The following is a 21,291-nucleotide window of genomic DNA, read 5'->3' as shown; positions in this document are numbered from 1 at the left end:
CGGAACAGCACAAATGTGCCGCAAACCTTGCATGAGCAAGGCTGCCCGAGGCCCTGGGGGCCTCAAGCATAGACGCCTTAGCGAATGGTCAGGGCTTCCAGTTTGCCGCTGTTACCAAACACGTAAATCATGTCACCGACCACCAGCGGACGCGCCCGAAGACCATCACTGTCAATGCGGGTACGGGCCACGAAGCGACCATCGACCTGACTTAGCAGGTGCAGATAGCCTTCCATGTCACCGACTGCCACATAGCTGGAGAAGACTTCCGGAGCCGACAATTGACGGCGGGCCAGAGCATCGTTGCTCCACAGTGCTGTGGTCGAACGTTCATCAATGCCTTCAACAGTGCCGGACGCCAGGCTGACGTAGACGCTGCCAAAACCTTGAGCGACACCTGCGTAGCTGGAAGCATCACGCTGCCAGAGCACGCGACCGCTTTCCATCTCAAGTGCAGCCATGCGGCCCTGATAACTGGCCACGTACAACGTGCCACCCGACATCAGCAAACCACCGTCGATATCGACAATACGCTCAAGCTCCGAACGGCCTTGAGGGATTGCAACACGTTGCTCCCACACCGGTACGCCGTTACGGGTATCGAGGGCAACCACTTTACCGGTCGACAGACCCGCGATTGCCAGGCGATTGGTCACCAGCGGTGCACCGGTACCTCGCAAGGTCAGAACGCCCGGCGTGCTGTCGTAGCTCCAGCGCTGATTGCCCGTCGAGGCATCCAGGCCAATCAGACGGTCGTCCTGGGTCTGAACCACAACGATATCGCCGTTGGTTGCAGGTGGCGCCAGCACTTCGCTGTTCACTCGCGAGCGCCATTGCTCTTCACCAGTGCTGGCGTCAAGGGCAATCACGTCACCTCGCAGGGTGCCGAGCATGACCATGCCGTAGCCCACGCCAACGGCGCCAGAAACAGGCAGCTCGAGGTCCGTCTTCCACTGAACGTCGCCGTTCATGCGGTCGAGGGACATCACTACGCCGGTCACGTCAGCCGCGTAGATGGTATTACCTTCAACAGCCGGAACCAGCATGTTGTAGGTTTTGCCCTGACCGTCACCAATGGAACGGTCCCATTGCTTTTGCAAGACCACTTCTTCTTTGAAGTCGGTCAGCTCGGCAGGCGGCAATTCTTTTTTGCTGTTGCTGCTGCAACCCGCGGCCAAAATGACCAGAGCCAGCAATGCTGCATGTTTCCAACGCATCACTTCACGCATCCCCTTTGGCCAGGTCGTCGAGCTTGATTTGCAGGCCACCGACCGCTGCTTCATCCGACAGCGCAGCCTTGGCTTGTTCGTAGGCAGTACGTGCATCATCAGTACGACCCAGCTGAACCAGCAAGTCGCCTTTCAGCTCCTCGCGGCTGGCCAGGAACGCCTTGTCCGAGTCACCCTCAAGCAGCTTCAGGGCATCCTCAACCTTGCCTTGTGCAGCCAGAACCTGAGCCAGGCGCTGACGCGCCACTTCACCCAGGGTAACGCTGGCAGGTTTGTCGACAATGACTTTCAGCTCGCTGGCCGCATCATCCAGCTTGCCGCTGTCCACTGCCACCTTGGCAACAAACAGACCGCCAAACTGCGCATAGGCCGAACCGCCGTATTCGCTTTTCAACTTGCCGGCCAGATCGACCACGCGGGCCGTATCTGGCTGGCCGTCGGGTGTCAGTGTGGCTTCAAGCAATTGCTGGTAGAGAACCGAAGCACCTTGCGACTGGTTGCTCTGATACGTGTGCCAAGCCTTCCAGCCGAACACCACGACCAGCGCCAACAAGCCACCAGTAACCAGGGGTTTGCCGTTGCGCTGCCACCAGTCTTTCAACTCGCCCAACTGATCATCATCGTTACTCGACACCCCAACACTCCTTATTCGATAAATCGGCTGTTTTTACAGCTTCAATCCTGCACGACGCAGGTGGCCAAGTGCTCGGAAAGAGCATCCCAGGCAATAGTTTGTTGTTCACCCTGGCCACGCAACGGCTTGACACCCACCACTTGCTGGGCCAATTCGTCGTCACCCAGGATCAGTGCATACAGTGCACCGCTCTTGTCGGCCTTTTTGAACTGGCTCTTGAAGCTGCCAGCACCAGCATTGATCTGCAAACGCAAGTTCGGCAACTGATCGCGAACACGTTCGCTCAGCGCCAGAGCAGCCAGTTCAGCGGCTTCACCGAAAGCGCAGAGGTAGACATCAACCTGACGTGCGATTTCTTCCGGGATTTGCTCAAGGGTTTCAAGCAGCAGGATCAAACGCTCGATGCCCATTGCAAAACCGACACCCGCCGTAGGCTTGCCACCCATTTGCTCAACCAGGCCATCATATCGACCGCCTGCACACACCGTACCCTGAGCGCCCAACTTGTCGGTCACCCATTCAAATACGGTCTTGCTGTAGTAGTCGAGTCCTCGAACCAGCTTGGGGTTGATGACATAGGGAATGCCGGCAGCATCAAGACGAGCCTTGAGCCCCTCAAAATGCACACGGGAGTCTTCATCGAGATAATCCACCAGCTTAGGCGCATCGACCAAAACAGCCTGGGTATCGGCATTTTTGGTATCGAGTACCCGCAGCGGGTTGGATTTCAAGCGACGCTGGCTGTCTTCGTCAAGCTCGCTCAGACGCGAGGACAGATATTCGACCAGCGCGGCACGATAACGCGCACGGGCTTCGCTGGTGCCAAGGCTGTTGATTTCAAGCTTGACCGCATCGCGGATACCCAGCTCGCCCCACAGACGCCAGGTCAATACGATCAGTTCGGCATCGATGTCCGGACCATCAAGGTTGAACACTTCGACACCGATTTGATGGAACTGGCGGTAGCGGCCTTTCTGAGGGCGTTCGTGGCGAAACATCGGACCGATGTACCACAGTTTTTGCACCTGTCCGCCGCCGGTAATGCCGTGTTCAAGCACCGCACGCACGCACGCAGCAGTGCCTTCAGGACGCAGGGTCAGCGAATCGCCGTTGCGGTCCTCAAAGGTGTACATCTCTTTTTCGACGATATCAGTGACTTCACCGATCGAGCGCTTGAACAGCTCGGTGAACTCGACGATAGGCATGCGGATTTGCTTGTAACCGTAGTTATCCAGCAAACGCGAAACCTTGCTCTCGAAAAAACGCCACAGGGGCGTCTGCTCGGGCAGGATATCGTTCATGCCACGAATGGCTTGCAAAGACTTGCTCACAAAAAATCCTTTATTCGTTTGATTAGCCGCGCGCGATAACTGCTGCGTCAGCTTCGACCTTTTCGGCCGCCTTCTGCCGGATCAGCCTTTCCAGCTCATCCACCAGGTTGTCATTCGTCAGTTTCTGCGACGGCTTGCCGTCTATGTAAATCAGGTTGGGGGTGCCACCAGTGAGCCCCACATGCGCCTCTTTGGCTTCGCCAGGACCGTTGACCACACAACCGATCACCGCCACATCCAACGGCACCAGCAAGTCTTCAAGCCGCACTTCGAGCTCGTTCATGGTTTTGACCACGTCGAAGTTCTGTCGGGAGCAGCTTGGGCACGCGATAAAGTTGATGCCTCGCGAACGCAGGTGCAGGGACTTGAGGATGTCGTAGCCGACTTTTACTTCCTCTACCGGGTCTGCTGCCAACGAGATGCGAATAGTATCGCCAATTCCTTCGGCAAGCAGCATACCTAGGCCCACGGCAGATTTCACTGTGCCCGAGCGCAAACCGCCTGCTTCAGTAATACCCAAATGCAGTGGCTGGACGATTTCCTTCGCCAGCAAACGATAGGCCTCGACAGCCATGAACACGTCAGAAGCTTTGACGCTGACCTTGAAGTCCTTGAAATTCAGGCGTTCGAGGTGCTCAACGTGACGCAGTGCAGACTCGACCAGGGCAGCAGGTGTGGGCTCGCCATATTTTTTTTGCAGGTCTTTTTCAAGCGAGCCGGCGTTGACCCCGATGCGGATCGGGATCCCACGATCACGCGCAGCATCAACCACCGCTCGTACACGGTCTTCGCGACCGATGTTGCCCGGGTTGATTCGCAGGCAGTCAACGCCCAGTTCAGCCACACGCAAAGCAATGCGGTAGTCGAAGTGGATATCGGCAACCAGCGGAACCTTGACCAGCTGCTTGATACGACCAAAGGCTTCTGCAGCGTCCATGTCCGGTACGGAAACCCGCACGATATCGACGCCTGCGGCCTCTAGACGATTGATTTGCGCAACGGTCGCGGCGACATCATTGGTGTCGCTGTTCGTCATGCTCTGTACTGCAATAGGCGCATCGCCCCCTACCGGTACCGAGCCGACCCATATTTTGCGCGATTCGCGACGTTTGATTGGTGATTCGCCGTGCATGACTTATTGACCTAACTTCAGGCGAGCAGTCTCGCCACTGGTGAAAGGAGCCACATCCACAGGTTGACCGTTGTAGGTTACCTGCGCGCCACGGGCAAAGCCCAGGCGCAGGCTCAGTGGAGGCTTGCCGCTCACTTCAAGATTCTCGCCCTTGCGCTTCAGGCCACCAAACAGCACTTTACCCGTGCCATCAGTGACCTGAGTCCAGCAATCAGCGGTGTATTGCAACGCTACTTTACCCATACCTGCGACTGGCGTTGTAACGGTGGTCGCAGGAACAGCAGCTGCAGCCGGAGCGACTGGAGCAACGGTGGCAGGAATCGCCGCCGGAACCGGAGCAGCAGGTACGGCAGGAGCAGGCACTGCGCCCGGGGCAACCGGCAGGGCCAGCGCAGTACCGGCAGTTTCAGGCGCAGGCTCAACCGCTACGGGCGCTTCACCGGTAGCCGATTCGACCACGGCTTGATCTTCAGGTTCGTCGAGCGGATGGATCTGGGTCGTGCCGTCGGCCCCTTCAACCTCAACATGCTCCGGTGTCAGGCTGACCAGATCCTTGGCACGCATGGAGGTTTGATCCTGCCACCAGATAAAACCGCCGACAGTGACGGCTATCAGGAGCAACAGGCTGACAATACGCAAAATGGTATGGGATACGCGAACCGGCTCTTCTATTCGACCCAGGCTGTGCACATTGCTGCCGTTGGCATCAGTGCCGGTGTACAGGTCAAACTCATGGACCAGACTGGCCTGATCCATGCCAAGCAATTTGGCATAGGCACGAATGTAACCACGGGCAAAGGTATGCCCTGGCAGTTTGTCGAACGCCCCCGTCTCAAGATGGCTCAATGAGCTGACCGTGAGGTTGAGTTTCAAGGCGACTTCAGCCAACGTCCATCCATTGTTCTCCCTGGCCTGACGCAAGGTCTCACCGGGATTGACACGAGTCGCTGCTAGAACTTCGGGTTGCGCCGCTTTCATCATTGCTCCGACAGGTATTGCTGATATTCCGGCGTGCCGGGATAGAGTCTTTTTAGTTGCTGGCCATAATTGGCAGTGGAGGTGCGGTCGTTGAAAATATGTTCCAGTCGCGCACCCAGCAATAGACTACGTGCATTTTGCCCGCTAAGCAGGCTAAAACGATCGTAAAAGTCACGTGCAGTTACATAATGCCTGTCTTCGTAAGACAACTCAGCCATTTCGAGCAATGCTCTTGGCTGCAAACGATTCAGGCGCAGTGCTTTTTCGAGCTGCTGGCGACCCGCTTCACGCTGGCCCAATCTGAGCGAAGTAATTCCCAGGTTCTCGTAGACACGAGAGCGCTCAGGGTAAAGGTTATCTGCCGCAGCTTTCTGGAACTGTGCAGAAGCCTCCTGATAGCGTTGCCGCTGGAACAGGAAACTGCCGTAGTTATTGAGAATGCGTGCATCGGCAGGTCGACCGCGCAACGCCTTGAGGAAGGCCTCTTCGGCCAGCTCGTGTTCCATTTCGGATTGAAACACCAATGCCAGTGCGGCATGGGTATCCGGGTCCGTCTTGTCGATTTCCAGAGCTTTGCTCAAGGGCATCTTGGCCTGCTCGGTCATCCCCTGCTGAAGATAGCCGAGCCCCAATTGAACATAAGCCTTGCGTGCCTCATCACGTCCCTTGTCGGTAGACATCGGGTTTGAATCACCCGATGACACACAGCCAGTCAGAAGACTGGCCAGCACGACAGAACGCGCAGCGCGCAAACTCATGGGCGTCCTCTCTTAAGACGCAGACGCAGCGTTTTGCGCCAGTTCTGCCTCGACGTTGATCTCACGCGCGGCAATGTGACGCTCGCTGCGACGGGTCCGGTCATTGACCTGACCGACCAGTTGCCCGCAGGCCGCGTCGATATCTTCGCCGCGGGTGGTGCGTACTGTCACGTTGTAACCCGCTTGCTGCAGCAACTCCTGGAAACGGCGAATGGCGTTATTGCTTGGACGCTCATAGCCCGAGTGCGGGAAAGGGTTAAACGGAATCAGGTTGATCTTGCACGGCGTATCCTTGAGCAGCTCGATCATCTCTCGAGCGTGATCGACATGGTCGTTCACGTCCTTGAGCATGGTGTACTCAACTGTCAGTACGCGCTTTTCGCCCAGAGTCGCCATGTAGCGACGGCAGGACTCAAGCAGCATCTTGAGTGGATACTTCTTGTTGATCGGCACCAGTTGACTGCGCAGCTCGTCATTGGGTGCATGCAGCGACAACGCCAGCGAGACATCGATGTGCTTGGCCAGCTCATCGATCATCGGTACCACGCCCGAGGTGGACAAGGTCACACGACGCTTGGAAATGCCGTAGCCCAGATCATCCATCATCAGATGCATGGCGGCGATTACGTTGTCGAAGTTCAGCAGCGGCTCACCCATGCCCATCATCACCACGTTGGTGATGGCACGGTCGACGGTTGCCGGGACACTGCCAAAGGATTTGTTGGCAATCCACACCTGCCCGATGACTTCGGCGGCGGTGAGGTTGCTATTGAAACCTTGCTTGCCGGTGGAGCAGAAACTGCAGTCCAGGGCACAGCCAGCCTGGGACGAAACGCACAATGTGCCACGTTTGCCCTGGGGAATGTATACGGTCTCGACGCAGCTGCCGGACGCCACGCGCACCACCCATTTACGGGTGCCGTCGGTGGAAATGTCCTCGCTGACGACTTCCGGACCACGAACCTCAGCAATGGCCTTGAGCTTGTCGCGCAAGGCCTTGCTGACGTTAGTCATGGCGTCGAAATCATCGACGCCAAAGTGGTGAATCCACTTCATGACCTGACCGGCACGGAAACGCTTCTCCCCGATTGAGTCGAAGAATTTCTCCATTTCCGGCTGAGTCAGACCCAACAGGTTAGTTTTGCCAGTCGTTGCAATCATGTCTTCACCCTCACTCACAAGCCAATGCTTATCGAGTGGTTACTTCAGTAGCTGCGAAAAAGTAAGCGATTTCGCGCGCAGCAGCTGCTTCCGAATCGGAACCGTGAACAGCGTTGGCATCGATGGATTCAGCGAAGTCAGCACGGATAGTGCCGGCAGCAGCTTCTTTAGGGTTGGTAGCGCCCATCAGCTCGCGGTTGCGAACGATGGCGTTTTCGCCTTCCAGAACCTGAACAACAACTGGGCCCGAAGTCATGAACGCAACCAGGTCAGCGAAGAAACCACGTTCGCTGTGCTCAGCGTAGAAACCTTCAGCTTCAGCTTTGGACAGTTGCTTCATTTTCGAAGCAACAACGCGCAGGCCGGCGTCTTCGAAACGGGAAACGATCTTACCGATAACGTTTTTAGCAACGGCGTCAGGCTTGATGATGGAGAAAGTACGTTGAACAGCCATGGTGTAACTCCAGAAACAGTGATTTTAGCGAAAAATTAAACCCGCGAATTATACGCGGGTTCTTGGGTATTGCATAACCTGCTGCGTGGGTCAGTCCAACTCTTCGATCCAGAGTGCCTGAATTGCTTCGAGGACTTTTTCCCCACTTCGGTCAGGAAGATCATCAAATTCAGGGAGATCCATTACCCATTTACGCAGATCTACAAAGTTCAGCCGTGTCGGATCGACATCTGGATGAGCTTCGGACAGCTGGATAGCGATTTCCTGTACATCAACCCATTTCAGGCTCATGACACTTCCTTGAATCAGTGCGGCGCTTCGGCGGCATGGTTGAGAGAGTACTTCGGAATCTCGACCGTGAGGTCTTCAGTCCCGACGATGGTCTGGCAGCTCAGGCGTGAAGTCGCTTCCAGCCCCCAAGCCCTGTCAAGGTAGTCCTCTTCCAGCTCGTCAGCCTCGTTCAGCGAATCAAAACCTTCGCGAATCACGCAGTGACAGGTGGTACAGGCACACACGCCGCCGCAGGCACTCTCGATCTCAATGTGGTTCTCATGAGCAACTTCGAGAAGGGTCTTGCCGGTCTCAGCCTCAACAACCATACCGTCCGGGCAATGCTCGGCGTGTGGCAGAAAAATGATCTGCGGCATCAATTACTCCTCGATTTCATTCAGGTTGCGCCCGGACAGAGCAGCCTTGACGGTCAAGTCCATGCGGCGGGCAGCAAAGGCATCGGTCACTTGCGACAGACGCTTGGTCTGCTGCTCGATGGCATAACCATCGGTGCCTTTCATCAGTTCGGACAATTCCTGCATTTGCAGCTCGATGACCATGCGCTCTTCAGCATCCAGCAAACGCTCGCCATCAACCGCCAGGGCCGCTTGCACGGCTTCAATCAGGCGTTGAGCATCGACTTGCTGTTCACGCAATACGCGCGCGACCTTGTCGTCACTGGCGTGCTGGAACGAATCCTTGAGCATTTTGGCGATCTCGCCATCGGTCAGCCCGTAGGAAGGCTTGACCTGGATACTCGCCTCAACCCCCGACCCCAGTTCACGGGCCGACACATTGAGCAAGCCGTCCGCATCCACCTGGAAGGTCACACGAATTTTCGCAGCACCGGCCACCATCGGCGGGATACCGCGCAACTCAAAGCGCGCCAGGGAACGACAGTCGCTGATCAACTCACGCTCACCTTGCAGCACGTGAATCATCATGGCCGTCTGGCCATCTTTGTACGTGGTGAAATCCTGCGCTCGCGCCACAGGAATCGTGGTGTTGCGCGGAATGACCTTTTCCATGAGCCCGCCCATGGTCTCAAGGCCAAGCGACAGCGGGATCACATCCAGCAGGAGCAACTCAGCGCCATCGCGCTTGTTGCCCGCCAGGGTATCGGCCTGAATCGCAGCACCAATCGCAACCACTTGATCAGGATCGATATCGGTCAACGGCTCGCGACCAAACATCTCGGCAACTGCCTCACGAACGCGCGGTACGCGGGTCGAACCGCCGACCATCACAACCGCCTTGACCTCTTCGAGCTCGACATTGGCATCACGCACGGCGCGACGGCAAGCCTTGAGACTGCGCGCAACCATCGGTTCGACAAGGGCGTCAAAGGCTTCACGGGTCAGGTCTGTACGCCAGTCGCCATAAGCAACGGATACAGAGCGGGCACCGGTCAGCGCCTCCTTGGCCGCACAGGCAATCTGCAACAACTTGCGCTGGGTACCCGGATCAAGGTCGGCGGACAAGCCGGCCTGTTCAACAATCCAGCTGGCAATCGCATGATCGAAGTCATCGCCGCCAAGCGCGCTATCGCCGCCCGTCGCCAATACTTCAAAGACACCGCCAGTCAGGCGCAAGATCGAGATGTCGAATGTGCCGCCCCCCAGGTCATAGATGGCCACAAGACCTTCGGCATGCTGGTCGAGACCATATGCCACAGCAGCGGCCGTTGGCTCGTTCAGCAGACGCAGGACATTCAGCCCAGCGAGCCGGGCAGCATCCTTGGTCGCTTGACGCTGCGCGTCATCGAAATACGCCGGAACGGTAATCACCGCGCCCACCAACTCGCCGCCCAAGGCCTTTTCAGCACGCTCACGCAGCACTTTCAGAATATCGGCGGACACCTCTACCGGGCTTTTCGGCCCCTGCACGGTGTCAATGAACGGCATATGCGATTCACCACCGACAAAACGGTAAGGCAACTGCTCGCCCAATTGCTTGACGTCGGAAAGACCACGACCCATCAAGCGCTTGACCGACAGCACGGTGTTGAAAGGATCACTGGAGGCCGCCAGTCGCGCGGACTCGCCGACCTCGACATGATCAGCGTGATAGCGCACAGCAGAGGGCAAAATGATTTTGCCCTGCTCGTCAGCCAGAGGCTCGGAAAGGCCGCTGCGCAATGCAGCAACCAACGAATTGGTAGTGCCCAAGTCAATCCCCACAGCCAGACGGCGCTGGTGCGGTTGAGGACTTTGGCCGGGTTCGGCGATCTGCAGTAGGGCCATCGTAATCAGGACTTATCTGTAATCAGGCGTGCAACCGTGGCGGCACTGGGTTAATCGTCGAGGCGCTCTTCTAACTGGCGCACTTCGTAAGTGAGCTTGTCGAGGAACTGCATGCGCCGCATCAGGCGTTCGGCCTGTTCACGTTGCGCAGCATCATCCCAACAAGCAGCAAAGCTATCGTTCAGTTCATCCTGAGCGACCTTCAGCCGACGCTTGAATGCCGTAATACCGGCCATGTCGGCACTGTCCTGCAAATCTTCAAGCTCTTCGCGCCATTGCATCTGCTGCATCAGAAACTCGGGATCATGCACGGTCACTTCCAGCGGCATCTCACGCCCATTCATCGCAAGCAGGTACCGCGCGCGCTTGGGTGGGCTCTTGAGTGTCTGGTAGGCCTCGTTGAGGCTGGCCGATTGCTCCAGCGCCAGACGCTGCTCACGCTCGGAAGCATCAGCAAACCGGTCGGGATGAACACCACGCGCCAGTTCACGGTAGCGCGTAGCCAACTGCTCGAGATCCAGCGTGAAGCTCGGCTGCAGTTCAAATAAGGCGAAATGACAAGGAGTACCCACGAGCAGCCTCAGATGTTGAAGCTTTCGCCGCAGCCACATTCGCCGCGTACGTTGGGATTATTGAACTTGAAGCCTTCGTTCAGACCTTCCTTGACGAAATCGAGCTCGGTACCGTCAAGGTAAGTCAGGCTTTTGGGATCAATGATCACTTTTTCGCCATGGGTTTCGAACACCTGGTCTTCTTCGCCCACTTCATCGACAAACTCCAGCACATAGGCAAGGCCGGAACAGCCCGTGGTGCGAACACCCAGACGAATCCCCTCACCTTTGCCGCGCCCGTCAAGGGAGCGACGAATATGCCGAGCCGCCGCTTCTGTCATGCTGATAGCCATCAGGACTCCTTACGTATCGCCAGTATCGTCACTGCGCCCACGCCGTTACCGGCAGGCAAGCACAGATCAGATCAAACCTTTCTTCTGCTTGTAGTCGCGAACAGCAGCCTTGATGGCGTCTTCAGCGAGTACCGAGCAGTGGATTTTCACAGGTGGCAAAGCCAGTTCTTCAGCCAGCTGAGTGTTTTTGATGGTCTCTGCTTCATCCAGAGTCTTGCCCTTCATCCACTCGGTTGCCAGAGAGCTGGAAGCGATTGCCGAACCACAGCCATAGGTCTTGAACTTGGCGTCTTCAATGATGCCCTGCTCGTTAACCTTGATTTGCAAACGCATCACGTCACCACACGCTGGCGCGCCGACCATGCCGGTGCCGACATCTGGATCTTCCGCGTTCATCTTGCCGACGTTGCGCGGGTTTTCGTAGTGGTCAATAACCTTTTCGCTGTAAGCCATGGTACTTATCCTCACTCATCAGAGAGTCGCTCTTGAGACGCTGTAAAAGCTGCTGTTCGCTGCGTTTTACAGCGTCTGCCAACGGCGACTTAAATTGTTAGTGCGCCGCCCATTCGATTTTCGAAATGTCGATGCCGTCTTTGTACATGTCCCACAGCGGCGACAAGGCGCGCAGCTTGGTAACAGCCTCGCAGACCTTCTGCGCGGCGTAATCGATCTCTTCTTCAGTGGTGAATCGACCGAAGGTGAAACGAATCGAACTGTGAGCCAACTCGTCATTGCGGCCCAGGGCACGCAACACGTAGGACGGCTCCAGGGAGGCCGAGGTGCAAGCCGAGCCGGACGACACTGCCAGATCCTTGAGCGCCATGATCAGCGACTCGCCTTCAACGTAGTTGAAGCTCAGGTTCAGGTTGTGCGGAACGCGCGCGATCATGCTGCCATTCACATACAGCTCTTCAAGGTGTTCTACCTGCTTGAAGAAGCGGTCGCTCAAGGCTTTGATACGGACGTTTTCAGCCGCCATCTCTTCTTTGGCGATGCGGAATGCTTCACCCATGCCGACAATCTGGTGGGTCGCCAGAGTACCCGAACGCATGCCACGTTCGTGACCGCCGCCGTGCATGGTGGCTTCGATACGGACGCGAGGCTTGCGGCTGACGTACAGTGCACCAATGCCTTTAGGGCCATAAGTCTTGTGGGCCGAGAAGGACATCAGGTCGACTTTCAGCTTGGCCAGGTCGATTTCAACCTTGCCGGTGGACTGTGCTGCATCGACATGGAACAGCACGCCGCGGGAGCGAGTCAGCTCACCAATGGCCGCGATGTCGTTGACGGTGCCAATTTCGTTGTTCACATGCATGATCGAAACCAGGATGGTGTCGTCACGCATCGCAGCTTCGACCATCGCCGGAGTCACCAGGCCATCTTCGCCCGGCTCGATGTAGGTCACTTCAAAGCCTTCACGCTCCAGCTGGCGCATGGTGTCGAGAACGGCCTTGTGTTCGATCTTGTCGGTGATCAGGTGCTTGCCCTTGGTGGCATAGAAATGCGCAGCACCCTTGATTGCCAGGTTGTTCGCCTCGGTCGCACCGGAGGTCCAGACAATCTCACGCGGATCGGCATTAACCAGATCTGCAACCTGACGACGACCGTTTTCGACCGCTTCTTCAGCTTTCCAGCCGAAGACGTGAGAACGGGAAGCAGGGTTACCGAAGTTCCCGTCAACCAGCAAGCAGTCGCTCATTTTTTGAGCAACACGCGGATCAACCGGGGTGGTGGCTGAGTAATCAAGGTAAATCGGCAATTTCATGGACTATCTCCTAAATCAGGCTGGCTGGCGCACCGTCGTATTTATGCAATCACTCGACGGCGGACGCTTCGATCTTATCCAGGTGCGGCGCTTTGCCATTACAGCGGCGCTGATCCTGACGCTGGGCTACTTCTTGTACCTCACGGCGAGTGACAAGATCAGCCAAGCTGATACCGCTGAGAAAATCGTGGATCTGCAGGCTCAGGTCGCACCACAAATGGTGGGTCAGGCACGTGTCGCCGGCATGGCAATCGCCAAGGCCCTGGCAACGCGTGGCGTCGACGGACTCGTTCACTGCATCGATGACCTGGGCAACCTGAATCCCTTGCATGTCGCGCGACAGCTGATAGCCGCCACCGGGGCCACGCACACTGGATACCAGACTGCTGCGGCGCAACTTGGCAAACAGTTGCTCAAGGTAGGATAGAGAGATGCCCTGGCGCTCGGAAATATCGGCCAGGGACACCGGCCCGTGCTGTGCGTGCAACGCCAAATCGAGCATTGCAGTTACGGCGTAACGGCCTTTTGTAGTCAGTCTCATGGACAGGTACCACGGAATTCGGAATGAGGGCGAGTATGCTATTCCCGACCATTTAAGTCAACTATTAGACCTAGTACTTTAGTCGGGATTACCCGCAAAAGAGCGCGCGCATTGTAGCAGGGTCTGCGACGCAATGGCACACGGGAGATCGCGCAGGCGCCCTGCCCTAAAGGCTCTTCGGCTTTCAAACAGCCCGCACCCGCCACCGAATACAACCTCCGCCCGACCCTCACACACCCCGGCACCTGCGGCAACCGCAAGCCTGGCGGCGAGCGCACGATCAGACCGCCTTGCTTTCGTCCTCATCCTTGACGCAGGCAAAGTCTTCTTCACGCAGCTCAGGCAGCTCCTGGGCACAGTAAGGGCTGCCCAAATCCTTGAGCGCACCACACATGCCGTCGAGCTTGCCGTCGACCGCCTGCAAATGGTCCAGCAACTGACCGATGGCACGCGCCACCGGATCCGGCATGTCCTCGCCTACGCCATAAGCATCAAAACCGATTTTTTCTGCCATCGCCTTGCGCTTGGCCTCGGTCTCATCATCATTTTTGACAATGATACGCCCCGGAATCCCCACAACCGTCGCACCGGCAGGCACAGCCTTGGTCACCACGGCATTGGAACCAACCTTGGCACCAGCCCCCACCGTGAACGGCCCCAGCACCTTGGCCCCGGCACCTACCACAACGCCATCTTCCAGCGTCGGGTGACGCTTACCCTTGTTCCAACTGGTACCGCCCAGGGTTACCCCCTGATACAGCGTCACGTCATTGCCGATCTCGGCGGTTTCACCGATCACAATGCCCATGCCGTGATCTATGAAGAAGCGGCGCCCCACCTTGGCACCCGGGTGAATCTCAATCCCGGTCAGCCAGCGGCCAAAGTTCGAGACCAGGCGAGCCAGCCATTTCCAGCCAGCCCCCCACAACAAGGCAGACAGACGATGAATCCAGATGGCATGCATCCCCGGATAGCACGTCAGCACCTCAAACGCGTTGCGTGCAGCCGGATCACGGTGAAAAACACTCTGAATATCTTCACGCAGACGCTCGAACATCGTTAATCCTTGCGCTTGAGCAGCTCGCCACGGGCTGCTTTTTGGGTTTCAGTGAGAATGCCACGCAAAATGTTCATCTCTGCACGGCTGACAGCGCTGCGCCCGTACAGTCGACGCAAGCGCGCCATCAGGTGACGCGGCTTTTCCGGATCAAGAAACTCGATAGCCACCAGCGTCTGCTCCAGATGCTCATAAAAGCGCTCCAGCTCATCCATTGTTGCCAGCTCACCACTCTTGGTGGAAGCCACTTCGTCCTTCTCGACCTTGCTCGGCTGACCCTGAGCCGCAAGCCAGGACATGCGGATCTCGTAACTCAGCACCTGTACGGCAGCCCCCAGGTTCAGCGAACTGAATTCCGGGTCCGAGGGAATATGAACGTGAAAATGACAACGCTGCAATTCATCATTGGTCAGACCCGAGTCTTCACGACCGAACACCAGGGCAATTTCAGCCCCCTGACTCGCCTCTTCGACCACTTTTTGCCCGCATTCACGCGGATCCAGCAACGGCCAGGGAATGCGACGATCGCGGGCACTGGTGCCCAACACCAGATTGCAGCCCACCAGCGCATCTTCCAGGGTGGCAACGACCTGGGCATTTTCGAGAATGTCACCGGCTCCCGACGCACGCGCATCCGCTTCGTGATGCGGAAACAGCCGAGGCTCAACCAGCACCAGCCGCGACAACCCCATGTTTTTCATGGCACGCGCAGCCCCACCGATGTTCCCGGGATGACTGGTATTGACCAGAACGACACGAATATTAGGCAGCAAAGGAGCGCTCACAGACCGGTAAAAGGGAGCAAATCTTACCTAAGCAAAACGGCATAAGCTACGAAAGCTAACGCAAACCTTCATCTGCCAAAATTTTCTGATAGAATATTCGGCTTTCTTTAACAACCTTAGGTGAAACGTCCATGCAGCCCATGCTGAATATCGCGCTGCGCGCCGCCCGCAGCGCCAGTGAATTGATTTTCCGCTCCATCGAGCGCCTGGATACCATCAAGGTTGACGAAAAAGACGCCAAGGATTACGTCTCTGAAGTCGATCGTGCTGCTGAACAGAAAATCATCGACGCCCTGCGCAAGGCTTACCCGACGCACGGCATCCTCGGTGAAGAAACCGGCATGCACCCAGGCAGCGGTGAAGGTGAAGACTACCTGTGGATCATCGACCCACTGGATGGCACTACCAACTTCCTGCGTGGCGTTCCACACTTCGCCGTCAGCATCGCCTGCAAATACCGCGGCCGCCTTGAGCACGCCGTCGTACTTGATCCGGTTCGCCAGGAAGAATTCACCGCCAGCCGCGGCCGTGGCGCCCAACTGAACGGTCGTCGCCTGCGTGTCAGCGGCCGTACCAGCCTTGAAGGCGCCCTGCTGGGTACCGGCTTCCCGTTCCGCGACAACCAGATGGACAACCTGGACAACTACCTGGGCATGTTCCGCAGCCTGGTAGGCCAGACTGCCGGTATCCGTCGCGCAGGCGCTGCCAGCCTGGACCTGGCCTACGTGGCCGCCGGTCGTTTTGATGCATTCTGGGAGTCGGGCCTGTCCGAGTGGGACATGGCTGCAGGCGCACTGCTGATCCAGGAAGCTGGCGGTCTCGTCAGCGACTTCACCGGCAGCCACGATTTCCTTGAAAAAGGCCACATCGTCGCCGGCAACACCAAGTGCTTCAAAGCCGTGCTGACCGCAATCCAGCCACACCTGCCGGCTTCGCTGAAACGCTAAGCGAATCCCGCAGACAAAAAAAGCATCCCTCGGGATGCTTTTTTTATGGCTGAAATTCGATTCAGAAATACAGCCAGCCTTACTGTCCGTTCTGCCCCAGAATCAGTCGACCATCCTTGCCCACCGGTATTTCGTTACCCGGCTCGTGATCCATCCGCACCTTGCCTTCCTTACCGTCCAGCGAATAACGCACGTCATAACCGACTACCTTGTCACTGATGTCGTTGACCGTGTTGCAGCGCGTTTGAGTCGTGGTGTAAGTGTCACGATTCTGCATGCCTTCCTGAACCTTGTTGCCGGCATAACCGCCGCCGACCGCACCTGCGACCGTTGCGATTTTCTTGCCACTACCGCCACCGATCTGGTTGCCGAGCAAGCCGCCCGCCACCGCACCAATCACGCTACCCACGATCTGATGCTGATCCTTGACCGGCGCCTGACGAGTCACCGTCACGTCCTTGCACACCTCACGAGGTGTTTTGATCTGTTGTTTGACCGGCACGACAGCCAGTACTTGCGCAGACTCAGGACCGCCTTTAACCAGGCTATAGGTTGCAAAAGCACCCCCGGCAGTGACACCGATAGCACCCAATACAGCACCCACTAGCAAAGACTTGTTCACTTGAACCTCCAGACCATCACAAGTGGGAACAGTCCCACATCAATCCTACCGTTGGAGCACAAAAAAAGGCGCGAGTTCAATACTCGCGCCTTTTAGGTGTCACCTGGACATCAAGCAACCATCATGGACGGTCGTCGATTTCCTTGTCGCTGGTCACAGGAGGAATCAAATCCTCACTGCTCAGGTTCAGCCAGATCAGCACCACGTTCGCAATGTAGATCGACGAGTAAGTACCCGCCAATACACCCACAAACAGCGCAATCGAGAAGCCCCACAGGTTATCGCCACCAAAGACCAGCAGCGCCATGATCGCCAGCAACGTGGAGATCGAGGTCGCCATGGTACGCAGCAGCGTCTGCGTGGTCGAAATATTGATATTGTCGATCAGACTGGCCTTGCGCAGAACCCGGAAGTTCTCACGCACCCGGTCAAACACCACAATGGTGTCGTTGAGCGAGTAACCGATGATCGCCAGCACCGCCGCCAGCACCGTCAGGTCGAAGGTGATCTGGAAGAACGACAGCACCCCCATGGTGACGATCACGTCATGCACCAGGGACGCAATCGCGCCGACCGCAAACTTCCACTGAAAGCGGAAAGCCAGGTAAATCATGATGCCGCCCAGGGCCATGAGCATGCCGAGGCCGCCCTGGTCCCGCAGTTCTTCACCTACCTGCGGCCCTACGAACTCGACGCGCTTGATCACCGCCGGGTTGGTGTTGTCCGCCTGCCCCAGAGCCTCTGCAACGCGATTACCCAGCAAAGGATCATCGCCCGGCATACGCACCAACAGATCGGTAGTCGCACCAAAGCTTTGCACCACGGCATCCTCGAAACCGGCCGAAGCCAGCTCCGAACGCACCTTGGTCAGGTCAGCGGGCTTCTCGTAGGTCAGCTCGATGAGCGTACCGCCGGTGAAGTCCAGGCCGTAGTTCATACCCTTGTGGAACATGCTGAACAAGGCCAGCACGGTAAGCAGTACAGTGACGCCGAACGCAATGTTGCGAACGCCCATGAAGTTGATTGTACGTAACATGGCAGCCCCTTAAATCCACAACTTCTTGAAGTCCCGACCGCCGTAGATCAGGTTGACCATTGCGCGGGTCACCATGATGGCCGTGAACATCGAGGTAAAGATCCCGAGGGACATGGTCACCGCAAAGCCTTTAACCGGCCCGGTACCCATGGCAAAGAGAATCCCGCCGACCAACAGTGTTGTCAGGTTGGAGTCGACAATCGCCGTAAACGCACGACTGAAGCCTTCATTGATGGCTCGCTGAACCGACATGCCCGCGGCGATTTCCTCACGAATACGCGAGAAGATCAGCACGTTGGCATCGACCGCCATACCCATCGTCAATACGATACCGGCAATACCCGGCAAGGTCAGGGTCGCGCCCAGCAACGACATCAGCGCCAGCAGCAGCACCATGTTCACCGCCAGGGCCACCGTCGCGATCACACCGAAGAAGCGGTAGATGGCGATAATGAACAGCGACACGAACAACATGCCCCACAACGAAGCATCGATACCCTTGACGATGTTGTCAGCGCCCAGGCTAGGACCAATGGTGCGCTCTTCAGCAAAGTACATCGGTGCTGCCAGACCGCCGGCACGCAACAGCAGAGCCAGCTCGGAAGCCTCGCCCTGACCGTTCAGGCCTGTAATGCGGAACTGGCTGCCCAGCGGCGACTGGATGGTCGCCAGGCTGATGATTTTTTTCTCTTCCTTGAAGGCCTGGACCGGCACTTCTTTTTCGACACCGTTGACCACTTGCTTGGTGTAGGTCGTCACCGGCTTCTGCTCGATGAAGATCACCGCCATGCTGCGGCCGACATTGCTGCGGGTCGAACGGCTCATCAACTCACCACCGTGACCATCAAGCTTGATGTTCACCTGTGGACGGCCCTGCTCGTCAAAACCTGCTTGAGCGTCTGTCACCTGATCACCCGTGATGATCAGACCGCGTTCGATTTGTGCCGTAGGACGATTGCCTTCGCGGAACTCGAACGTTTCAGAAGTCGCTTTCGAAGCGCCCGGCTCTGCTGCCAGACGGAACTCAAGGTTGGCCGTCTTGCCCAGAATACGCTTGGCTTCGGCAGTGTCTTGTACGCCAGGCAGCTCAACCACGATGCGGTTGGCACCCTGACGCTGAACCAATGGCTCGGCAACACCCAATTCGTTGACCCGGTTACGGACCGTTGTCAGGTTTTGCTTGATGGAGTATTCACGGATTTCCGCCAGCTTGGCCGGGGTCATCGCCAGACGCAGAACCGGCTGACCATTAAGATCGGCGGCCGTTACGTCGAAGTCATTGAAGTTCTTGCGAATCAGGCTACGCGCTTGTTCACGGACTGCTTCATCAGCAAAGCCCAACTGAATGGAGCCATTGAGCTGCGGCAGGCTGCGATAACGCACCTTGTCTTTACGCAACAGGCTCTTGACGTCGCTCTCGTAGACTTTCATGCGCGCATCAACGGCCTTGTCCATGTCCACTTCCAACAGGAAGTGCACACCACCCGACAAGTCCAGACCCAATTTCATTGGGTGAGCACCCAGGCTACGCAACCATTGAGGCGTGGTCTGTGCCAGGTTGAGCGCAACGACGTAGTCATCACCCAAAGCCTTGCGCACCACATCCTTGGCCGGAAGCTGATCGTCCTTGCTGACCAGACGCAGCAGGCCGCCCTTGCCGTTGTCGGCCAGGGTAGCGCCTTTTACGACAATGCCTGCATCAGCCAGCGCCTTGCTTGCACGTTCCAGATCAGCTTGAGTGACCTGCAGAGCCGTGCTCGCGCCCGACACCTGAATGGCCGGGTCGTCAGGGTACAGATTGGGAGCAGAATAAATAAAACCGATCGCCAGCACGGCCAGGATCAGAATGTATTTCCACAGAGGGTATTTGTTCAGCATCAATCACGCCGCCCGCTTAAAACGCGGGGCGCCTTGCGCGCCCCGTCGATTGTTAAAATTTGAAACTTTAGATCGCTTTCAGCGTGCCCTTGGGCAACGTGGCTGCAACAGAGCCTTTCTGAATTTTCAGCTCGACAGTGTCAGACACTTCGATCACAACAAAAGCATCGGATACTTTGGTGATCTTGCCGGCGATACCGCCAGTCGTTACAACTTCGTCACCTTTTTGCAGATTACCCAGCAGGGCTTTCTGCTCTTTGGCGCGCTTGGCCTGTGGACGCCAGATCATCAGGTAGAAGATGACCAGGAAGCCGACCAGGAAAATCCATTCAAAACCACCGCCCATAGGGCCAGCAGCGGCAGGTGCAGCAGCGTCCGCGAAAGCGGAAGAGATGAAAAAGCTCATTAAGCACTCCAGTTGCAAAGTTGTTTCTTAAAGGTCCGAAACTCAGTCCAAAGGCGGCACAGGCAGCCCGCGCTTGGCATAGAAGGCATCGACAAAGGTCGCCAATGTACCCTGTTGAATAGACTCGCGCAAACCAGCCATGAGCACCTGATAGTGCCGCAAATTGTGGATGGTATTGAGCATGCTGCCCAACATTTCGCCGCACTTGTCCAGATGATGCAGATAAGCACGCGAGAAGTTCTGGCAGGTGTAACAGTCACAGGTCGGATCCAGCGGCGAATCATCATGGCGATGGAACGCATTGCGGATCTTCAATACACCGGTATCAATAAACAGATGCCCATTGCGGGCATTACGGGTTGGCATCACGCAATCGAACATGTCCACACCGCGGCGCACACCCTCAACCAGATCTTCTGGCTTGCCAACCCCCATAAGGTAACGAGGTTTGTCAGCAGGCATCATCCCCGGCAGGTAATCCAGCACCTTGATCATTTCGTGCTTGGGCTCGCCCACCGACAAACCGCCAATGGCCAGGCCATCAAAACCGATCTTGTTCAGACCTTCGAGCGAGCGCTCACGCAGATTCTGGTGCATGCCGCCCTGAACGATGCCAAACAGAGCCGCCGTGTTATCCCCATGAGCGTTCTTGGAGCGCTGCGCCCAGCGCAACGACAGCTCCATAGACACCCGCGCCACATCTTCATCGGCCGGGTACGGCGTGCACTCATCAAAAATCATCACGACATCGGAGCCCAGGTCACGCTGAACCTGCATCGACTCTTCCGGGCCCATGAACACCTTGGCACCATCGACCGGCGAAGCGAAGGTCACGCCCTCCTCCTTGATCTTGCGCATGGCGCCCAGGCTGAACACCTGGAAACCACCGGAATCGGTCAGGATCGGCCCTTGCCACTTCATGAAGTCATGCAGGTCACCGTGCTTCTTGATGACTTCCGTGCCCGGGCGCAGCCACAAGTGAAAGGTGTTGCCCAGAATCATCTGCGCGCCGATGGCCTCGATATCACGCGGCAACATGCCTTTGACCGTGCCGTAGGTACCGACCGGCATAAACGCTGGGGTTTCAACCACACCACGGGGGAAGGTCAGGCGACCACGACGAGCCTTGCCATCAGTGGCCAGCAGCTCGAAGGACATAC

At 57.1% G+C, this 21,291-nt stretch carries 24 protein-coding genes; 1 reads left to right on the top strand and 23 read right to left on the bottom strand.

Features of this window, described 5'->3' with window-relative positions:
• Positions 1-77 precede the first annotated feature (77 nt).
• The 18 genes from bamB to trmJ all read right to left on the bottom strand — a co-directional run bounded on the left by bamB (position 78) and on the right by trmJ (position 15,230).
• Positions 78-1,229, bottom strand: coding sequence for an outer membrane protein assembly factor BamB (gene bamB, locus DQN55_RS04605; RefSeq protein WP_048378087.1), 1,152 nt, complete (start codon positions 1,227-1,229; stop codon positions 78-80).
• Entirely contained in the window at positions 1,222-1,863 is a 642-nt protein-coding gene (locus tag DQN55_RS04600; protein ID WP_048378088.1) for a tetratricopeptide repeat protein, read from the bottom strand. The genes bamB and DQN55_RS04600 overlap by 8 nt, the downstream gene beginning before the upstream one ends.
• Before the next feature lie 41 nt (positions 1,864-1,904).
• Complete coding sequence (gene hisS / locus DQN55_RS04595) at positions 1,905-3,194, bottom strand: histidine--tRNA ligase (protein WP_048378089.1); 1,290 nt, start codon at positions 3,192-3,194, stop codon at positions 1,905-1,907.
• A gap of 22 nt (positions 3,195-3,216) precedes the next feature.
• Entirely contained in the window at positions 3,217-4,326 is a 1,110-nt protein-coding gene (gene ispG / locus DQN55_RS04590) for a flavodoxin-dependent (E)-4-hydroxy-3-methylbut-2-enyl-diphosphate synthase (protein WP_048378090.1), read from the bottom strand.
• A 3-nt stretch (positions 4,327-4,329) separates the two neighbouring features.
• Positions 4,330-5,304 (bottom strand): RodZ domain-containing protein, encoded by a 975-nt coding sequence (locus tag DQN55_RS04585; RefSeq protein ID WP_048378091.1) that lies wholly within the window; start codon positions 5,302-5,304, stop codon positions 4,330-4,332.
• Positions 5,304-6,062, bottom strand: a complete 759-nt coding sequence (gene pilW, locus DQN55_RS04580) for a type IV pilus biogenesis/stability protein PilW (RefSeq protein WP_048378092.1) — start codon at positions 6,060-6,062, stop codon at positions 5,304-5,306. Before pilW ends, DQN55_RS04585 begins: the two co-directional genes overlap by 1 nt.
• Before the next feature lie 12 nt (positions 6,063-6,074).
• The gene (gene rlmN, locus DQN55_RS04575; protein WP_048378093.1) at positions 6,075-7,223 is read right to left on the bottom strand and encodes a dual-specificity RNA methyltransferase RlmN; all 1,149 of its coding nucleotides are present in this window, start codon (positions 7,221-7,223) and stop codon (positions 6,075-6,077) included.
• A gap of 28 nt (positions 7,224-7,251) precedes the next feature.
• Positions 7,252-7,677: a nucleoside-diphosphate kinase gene (ndk, locus tag DQN55_RS04570; RefSeq protein ID WP_048378094.1), complete on the bottom strand. Its 426-nt coding sequence runs from the start codon at positions 7,675-7,677 to the stop codon at positions 7,252-7,254.
• A 90-nt stretch (positions 7,678-7,767) separates the two neighbouring features.
• Positions 7,768-7,968: a Fe-S cluster assembly protein IscX gene (gene iscX / locus DQN55_RS04565; RefSeq protein WP_048378095.1), complete on the bottom strand. Its 201-nt coding sequence runs from the start codon at positions 7,966-7,968 to the stop codon at positions 7,768-7,770.
• A gap of 14 nt (positions 7,969-7,982) precedes the next feature.
• A complete protein-coding gene (gene fdx, locus DQN55_RS04560; RefSeq protein WP_048378096.1) occupies positions 7,983-8,324 on the bottom strand; it encodes an ISC system 2Fe-2S type ferredoxin in 342 nt (113 codons plus the stop codon).
• A gap of 3 nt (positions 8,325-8,327) precedes the next feature.
• The gene (hscA, locus tag DQN55_RS04555) at positions 8,328-10,190 is read right to left on the bottom strand and encodes a Fe-S protein assembly chaperone HscA (protein WP_048378097.1); all 1,863 of its coding nucleotides are present in this window, start codon (positions 10,188-10,190) and stop codon (positions 8,328-8,330) included.
• A gap of 50 nt (positions 10,191-10,240) precedes the next feature.
• On the bottom strand, positions 10,241-10,762 hold the full coding sequence (gene hscB, locus DQN55_RS04550) for a co-chaperone HscB (protein WP_048378098.1): 522 nt from the start codon (positions 10,760-10,762) through the stop codon (positions 10,241-10,243).
• Positions 10,763-10,770: 8 nt separating this feature from the next.
• On the bottom strand, positions 10,771-11,094 hold the full coding sequence (gene iscA, locus DQN55_RS04545) for an iron-sulfur cluster assembly protein IscA (protein ID WP_016779604.1): 324 nt from the start codon (positions 11,092-11,094) through the stop codon (positions 10,771-10,773).
• A 66-nt stretch (positions 11,095-11,160) separates the two neighbouring features.
• Complete coding sequence (iscU, locus tag DQN55_RS04540) at positions 11,161-11,547, bottom strand: Fe-S cluster assembly scaffold IscU (RefSeq protein WP_007929523.1); 387 nt, start codon at positions 11,545-11,547, stop codon at positions 11,161-11,163.
• Between the two features lie 97 nt (positions 11,548-11,644).
• Positions 11,645-12,859 (bottom strand): IscS subfamily cysteine desulfurase, encoded by a 1,215-nt coding sequence (locus tag DQN55_RS04535; protein WP_048378099.1) that lies wholly within the window; start codon positions 12,857-12,859, stop codon positions 11,645-11,647.
• A gap of 49 nt (positions 12,860-12,908) precedes the next feature.
• Positions 12,909-13,400 (bottom strand): Fe-S cluster assembly transcriptional regulator IscR, encoded by a 492-nt coding sequence (gene iscR, locus DQN55_RS04530; RefSeq protein ID WP_003443378.1) that lies wholly within the window; start codon positions 13,398-13,400, stop codon positions 12,909-12,911.
• Between the two features lie 280 nt (positions 13,401-13,680).
• The gene (gene cysE / locus DQN55_RS04525) at positions 13,681-14,457 is read right to left on the bottom strand and encodes a serine O-acetyltransferase (RefSeq protein ID WP_048378100.1); all 777 of its coding nucleotides are present in this window, start codon (positions 14,455-14,457) and stop codon (positions 13,681-13,683) included.
• Between the two features lie 2 nt (positions 14,458-14,459).
• Complete coding sequence (trmJ, locus tag DQN55_RS04520; RefSeq protein WP_048378101.1) at positions 14,460-15,230, bottom strand: tRNA (cytosine(32)/uridine(32)-2'-O)-methyltransferase TrmJ; 771 nt, start codon at positions 15,228-15,230, stop codon at positions 14,460-14,462.
• Positions 15,231-15,373: 143 nt separating this feature from the next.
• Between trmJ and suhB the strand changes: the two genes are divergently transcribed.
• On the top strand, positions 15,374-16,189 hold the full coding sequence (gene suhB, locus DQN55_RS04515; protein WP_026013996.1) for a type III secretion system regulator SuhB: 816 nt from the start codon (positions 15,374-15,376) through the stop codon (positions 16,187-16,189).
• Positions 16,190-16,268: 79 nt separating this feature from the next.
• On the opposite strand, the gene DQN55_RS04510 is transcribed toward suhB, so the two are convergent.
• The 5 genes from DQN55_RS04510 to tgt all read right to left on the bottom strand — a co-directional run bounded on the left by DQN55_RS04510 (position 16,269) and on the right by tgt (position 21,289).
• Positions 16,269-16,811, bottom strand: a complete 543-nt coding sequence (locus DQN55_RS04510; protein ID WP_048378102.1) for a glycine zipper 2TM domain-containing protein — start codon at positions 16,809-16,811, stop codon at positions 16,269-16,271.
• A 121-nt stretch (positions 16,812-16,932) separates the two neighbouring features.
• Positions 16,933-17,847, bottom strand: a complete 915-nt coding sequence (gene secF / locus DQN55_RS04505) for a protein translocase subunit SecF (protein ID WP_048378103.1) — start codon at positions 17,845-17,847, stop codon at positions 16,933-16,935.
• Positions 17,848-17,856: 9 nt separating this feature from the next.
• Positions 17,857-19,725, bottom strand: coding sequence for a protein translocase subunit SecD (secD, locus tag DQN55_RS04500; protein ID WP_048378104.1), 1,869 nt, complete (start codon positions 19,723-19,725; stop codon positions 17,857-17,859).
• 67 nt (positions 19,726-19,792) lie between these two features.
• Positions 19,793-20,131 (bottom strand): preprotein translocase subunit YajC, encoded by a 339-nt coding sequence (gene yajC, locus DQN55_RS04495; protein ID WP_048378105.1) that lies wholly within the window; start codon positions 20,129-20,131, stop codon positions 19,793-19,795.
• A gap of 42 nt (positions 20,132-20,173) precedes the next feature.
• The gene (tgt, locus tag DQN55_RS04490; RefSeq protein ID WP_048378106.1) at positions 20,174-21,289 is read right to left on the bottom strand and encodes a tRNA guanosine(34) transglycosylase Tgt; all 1,116 of its coding nucleotides are present in this window, start codon (positions 21,287-21,289) and stop codon (positions 20,174-20,176) included.
• Positions 21,290-21,291: the final 2 nt, after the last annotated feature.

This window comes from Pseudomonas taetrolens, assembly GCF_900475285.1.
Classification (GTDB): Bacteria; Pseudomonadota; Gammaproteobacteria; order Pseudomonadales; family Pseudomonadaceae; genus Aquipseudomonas; species Aquipseudomonas taetrolens.
This window is presented reverse-complemented; position numbering and strand designations above follow the sequence as displayed.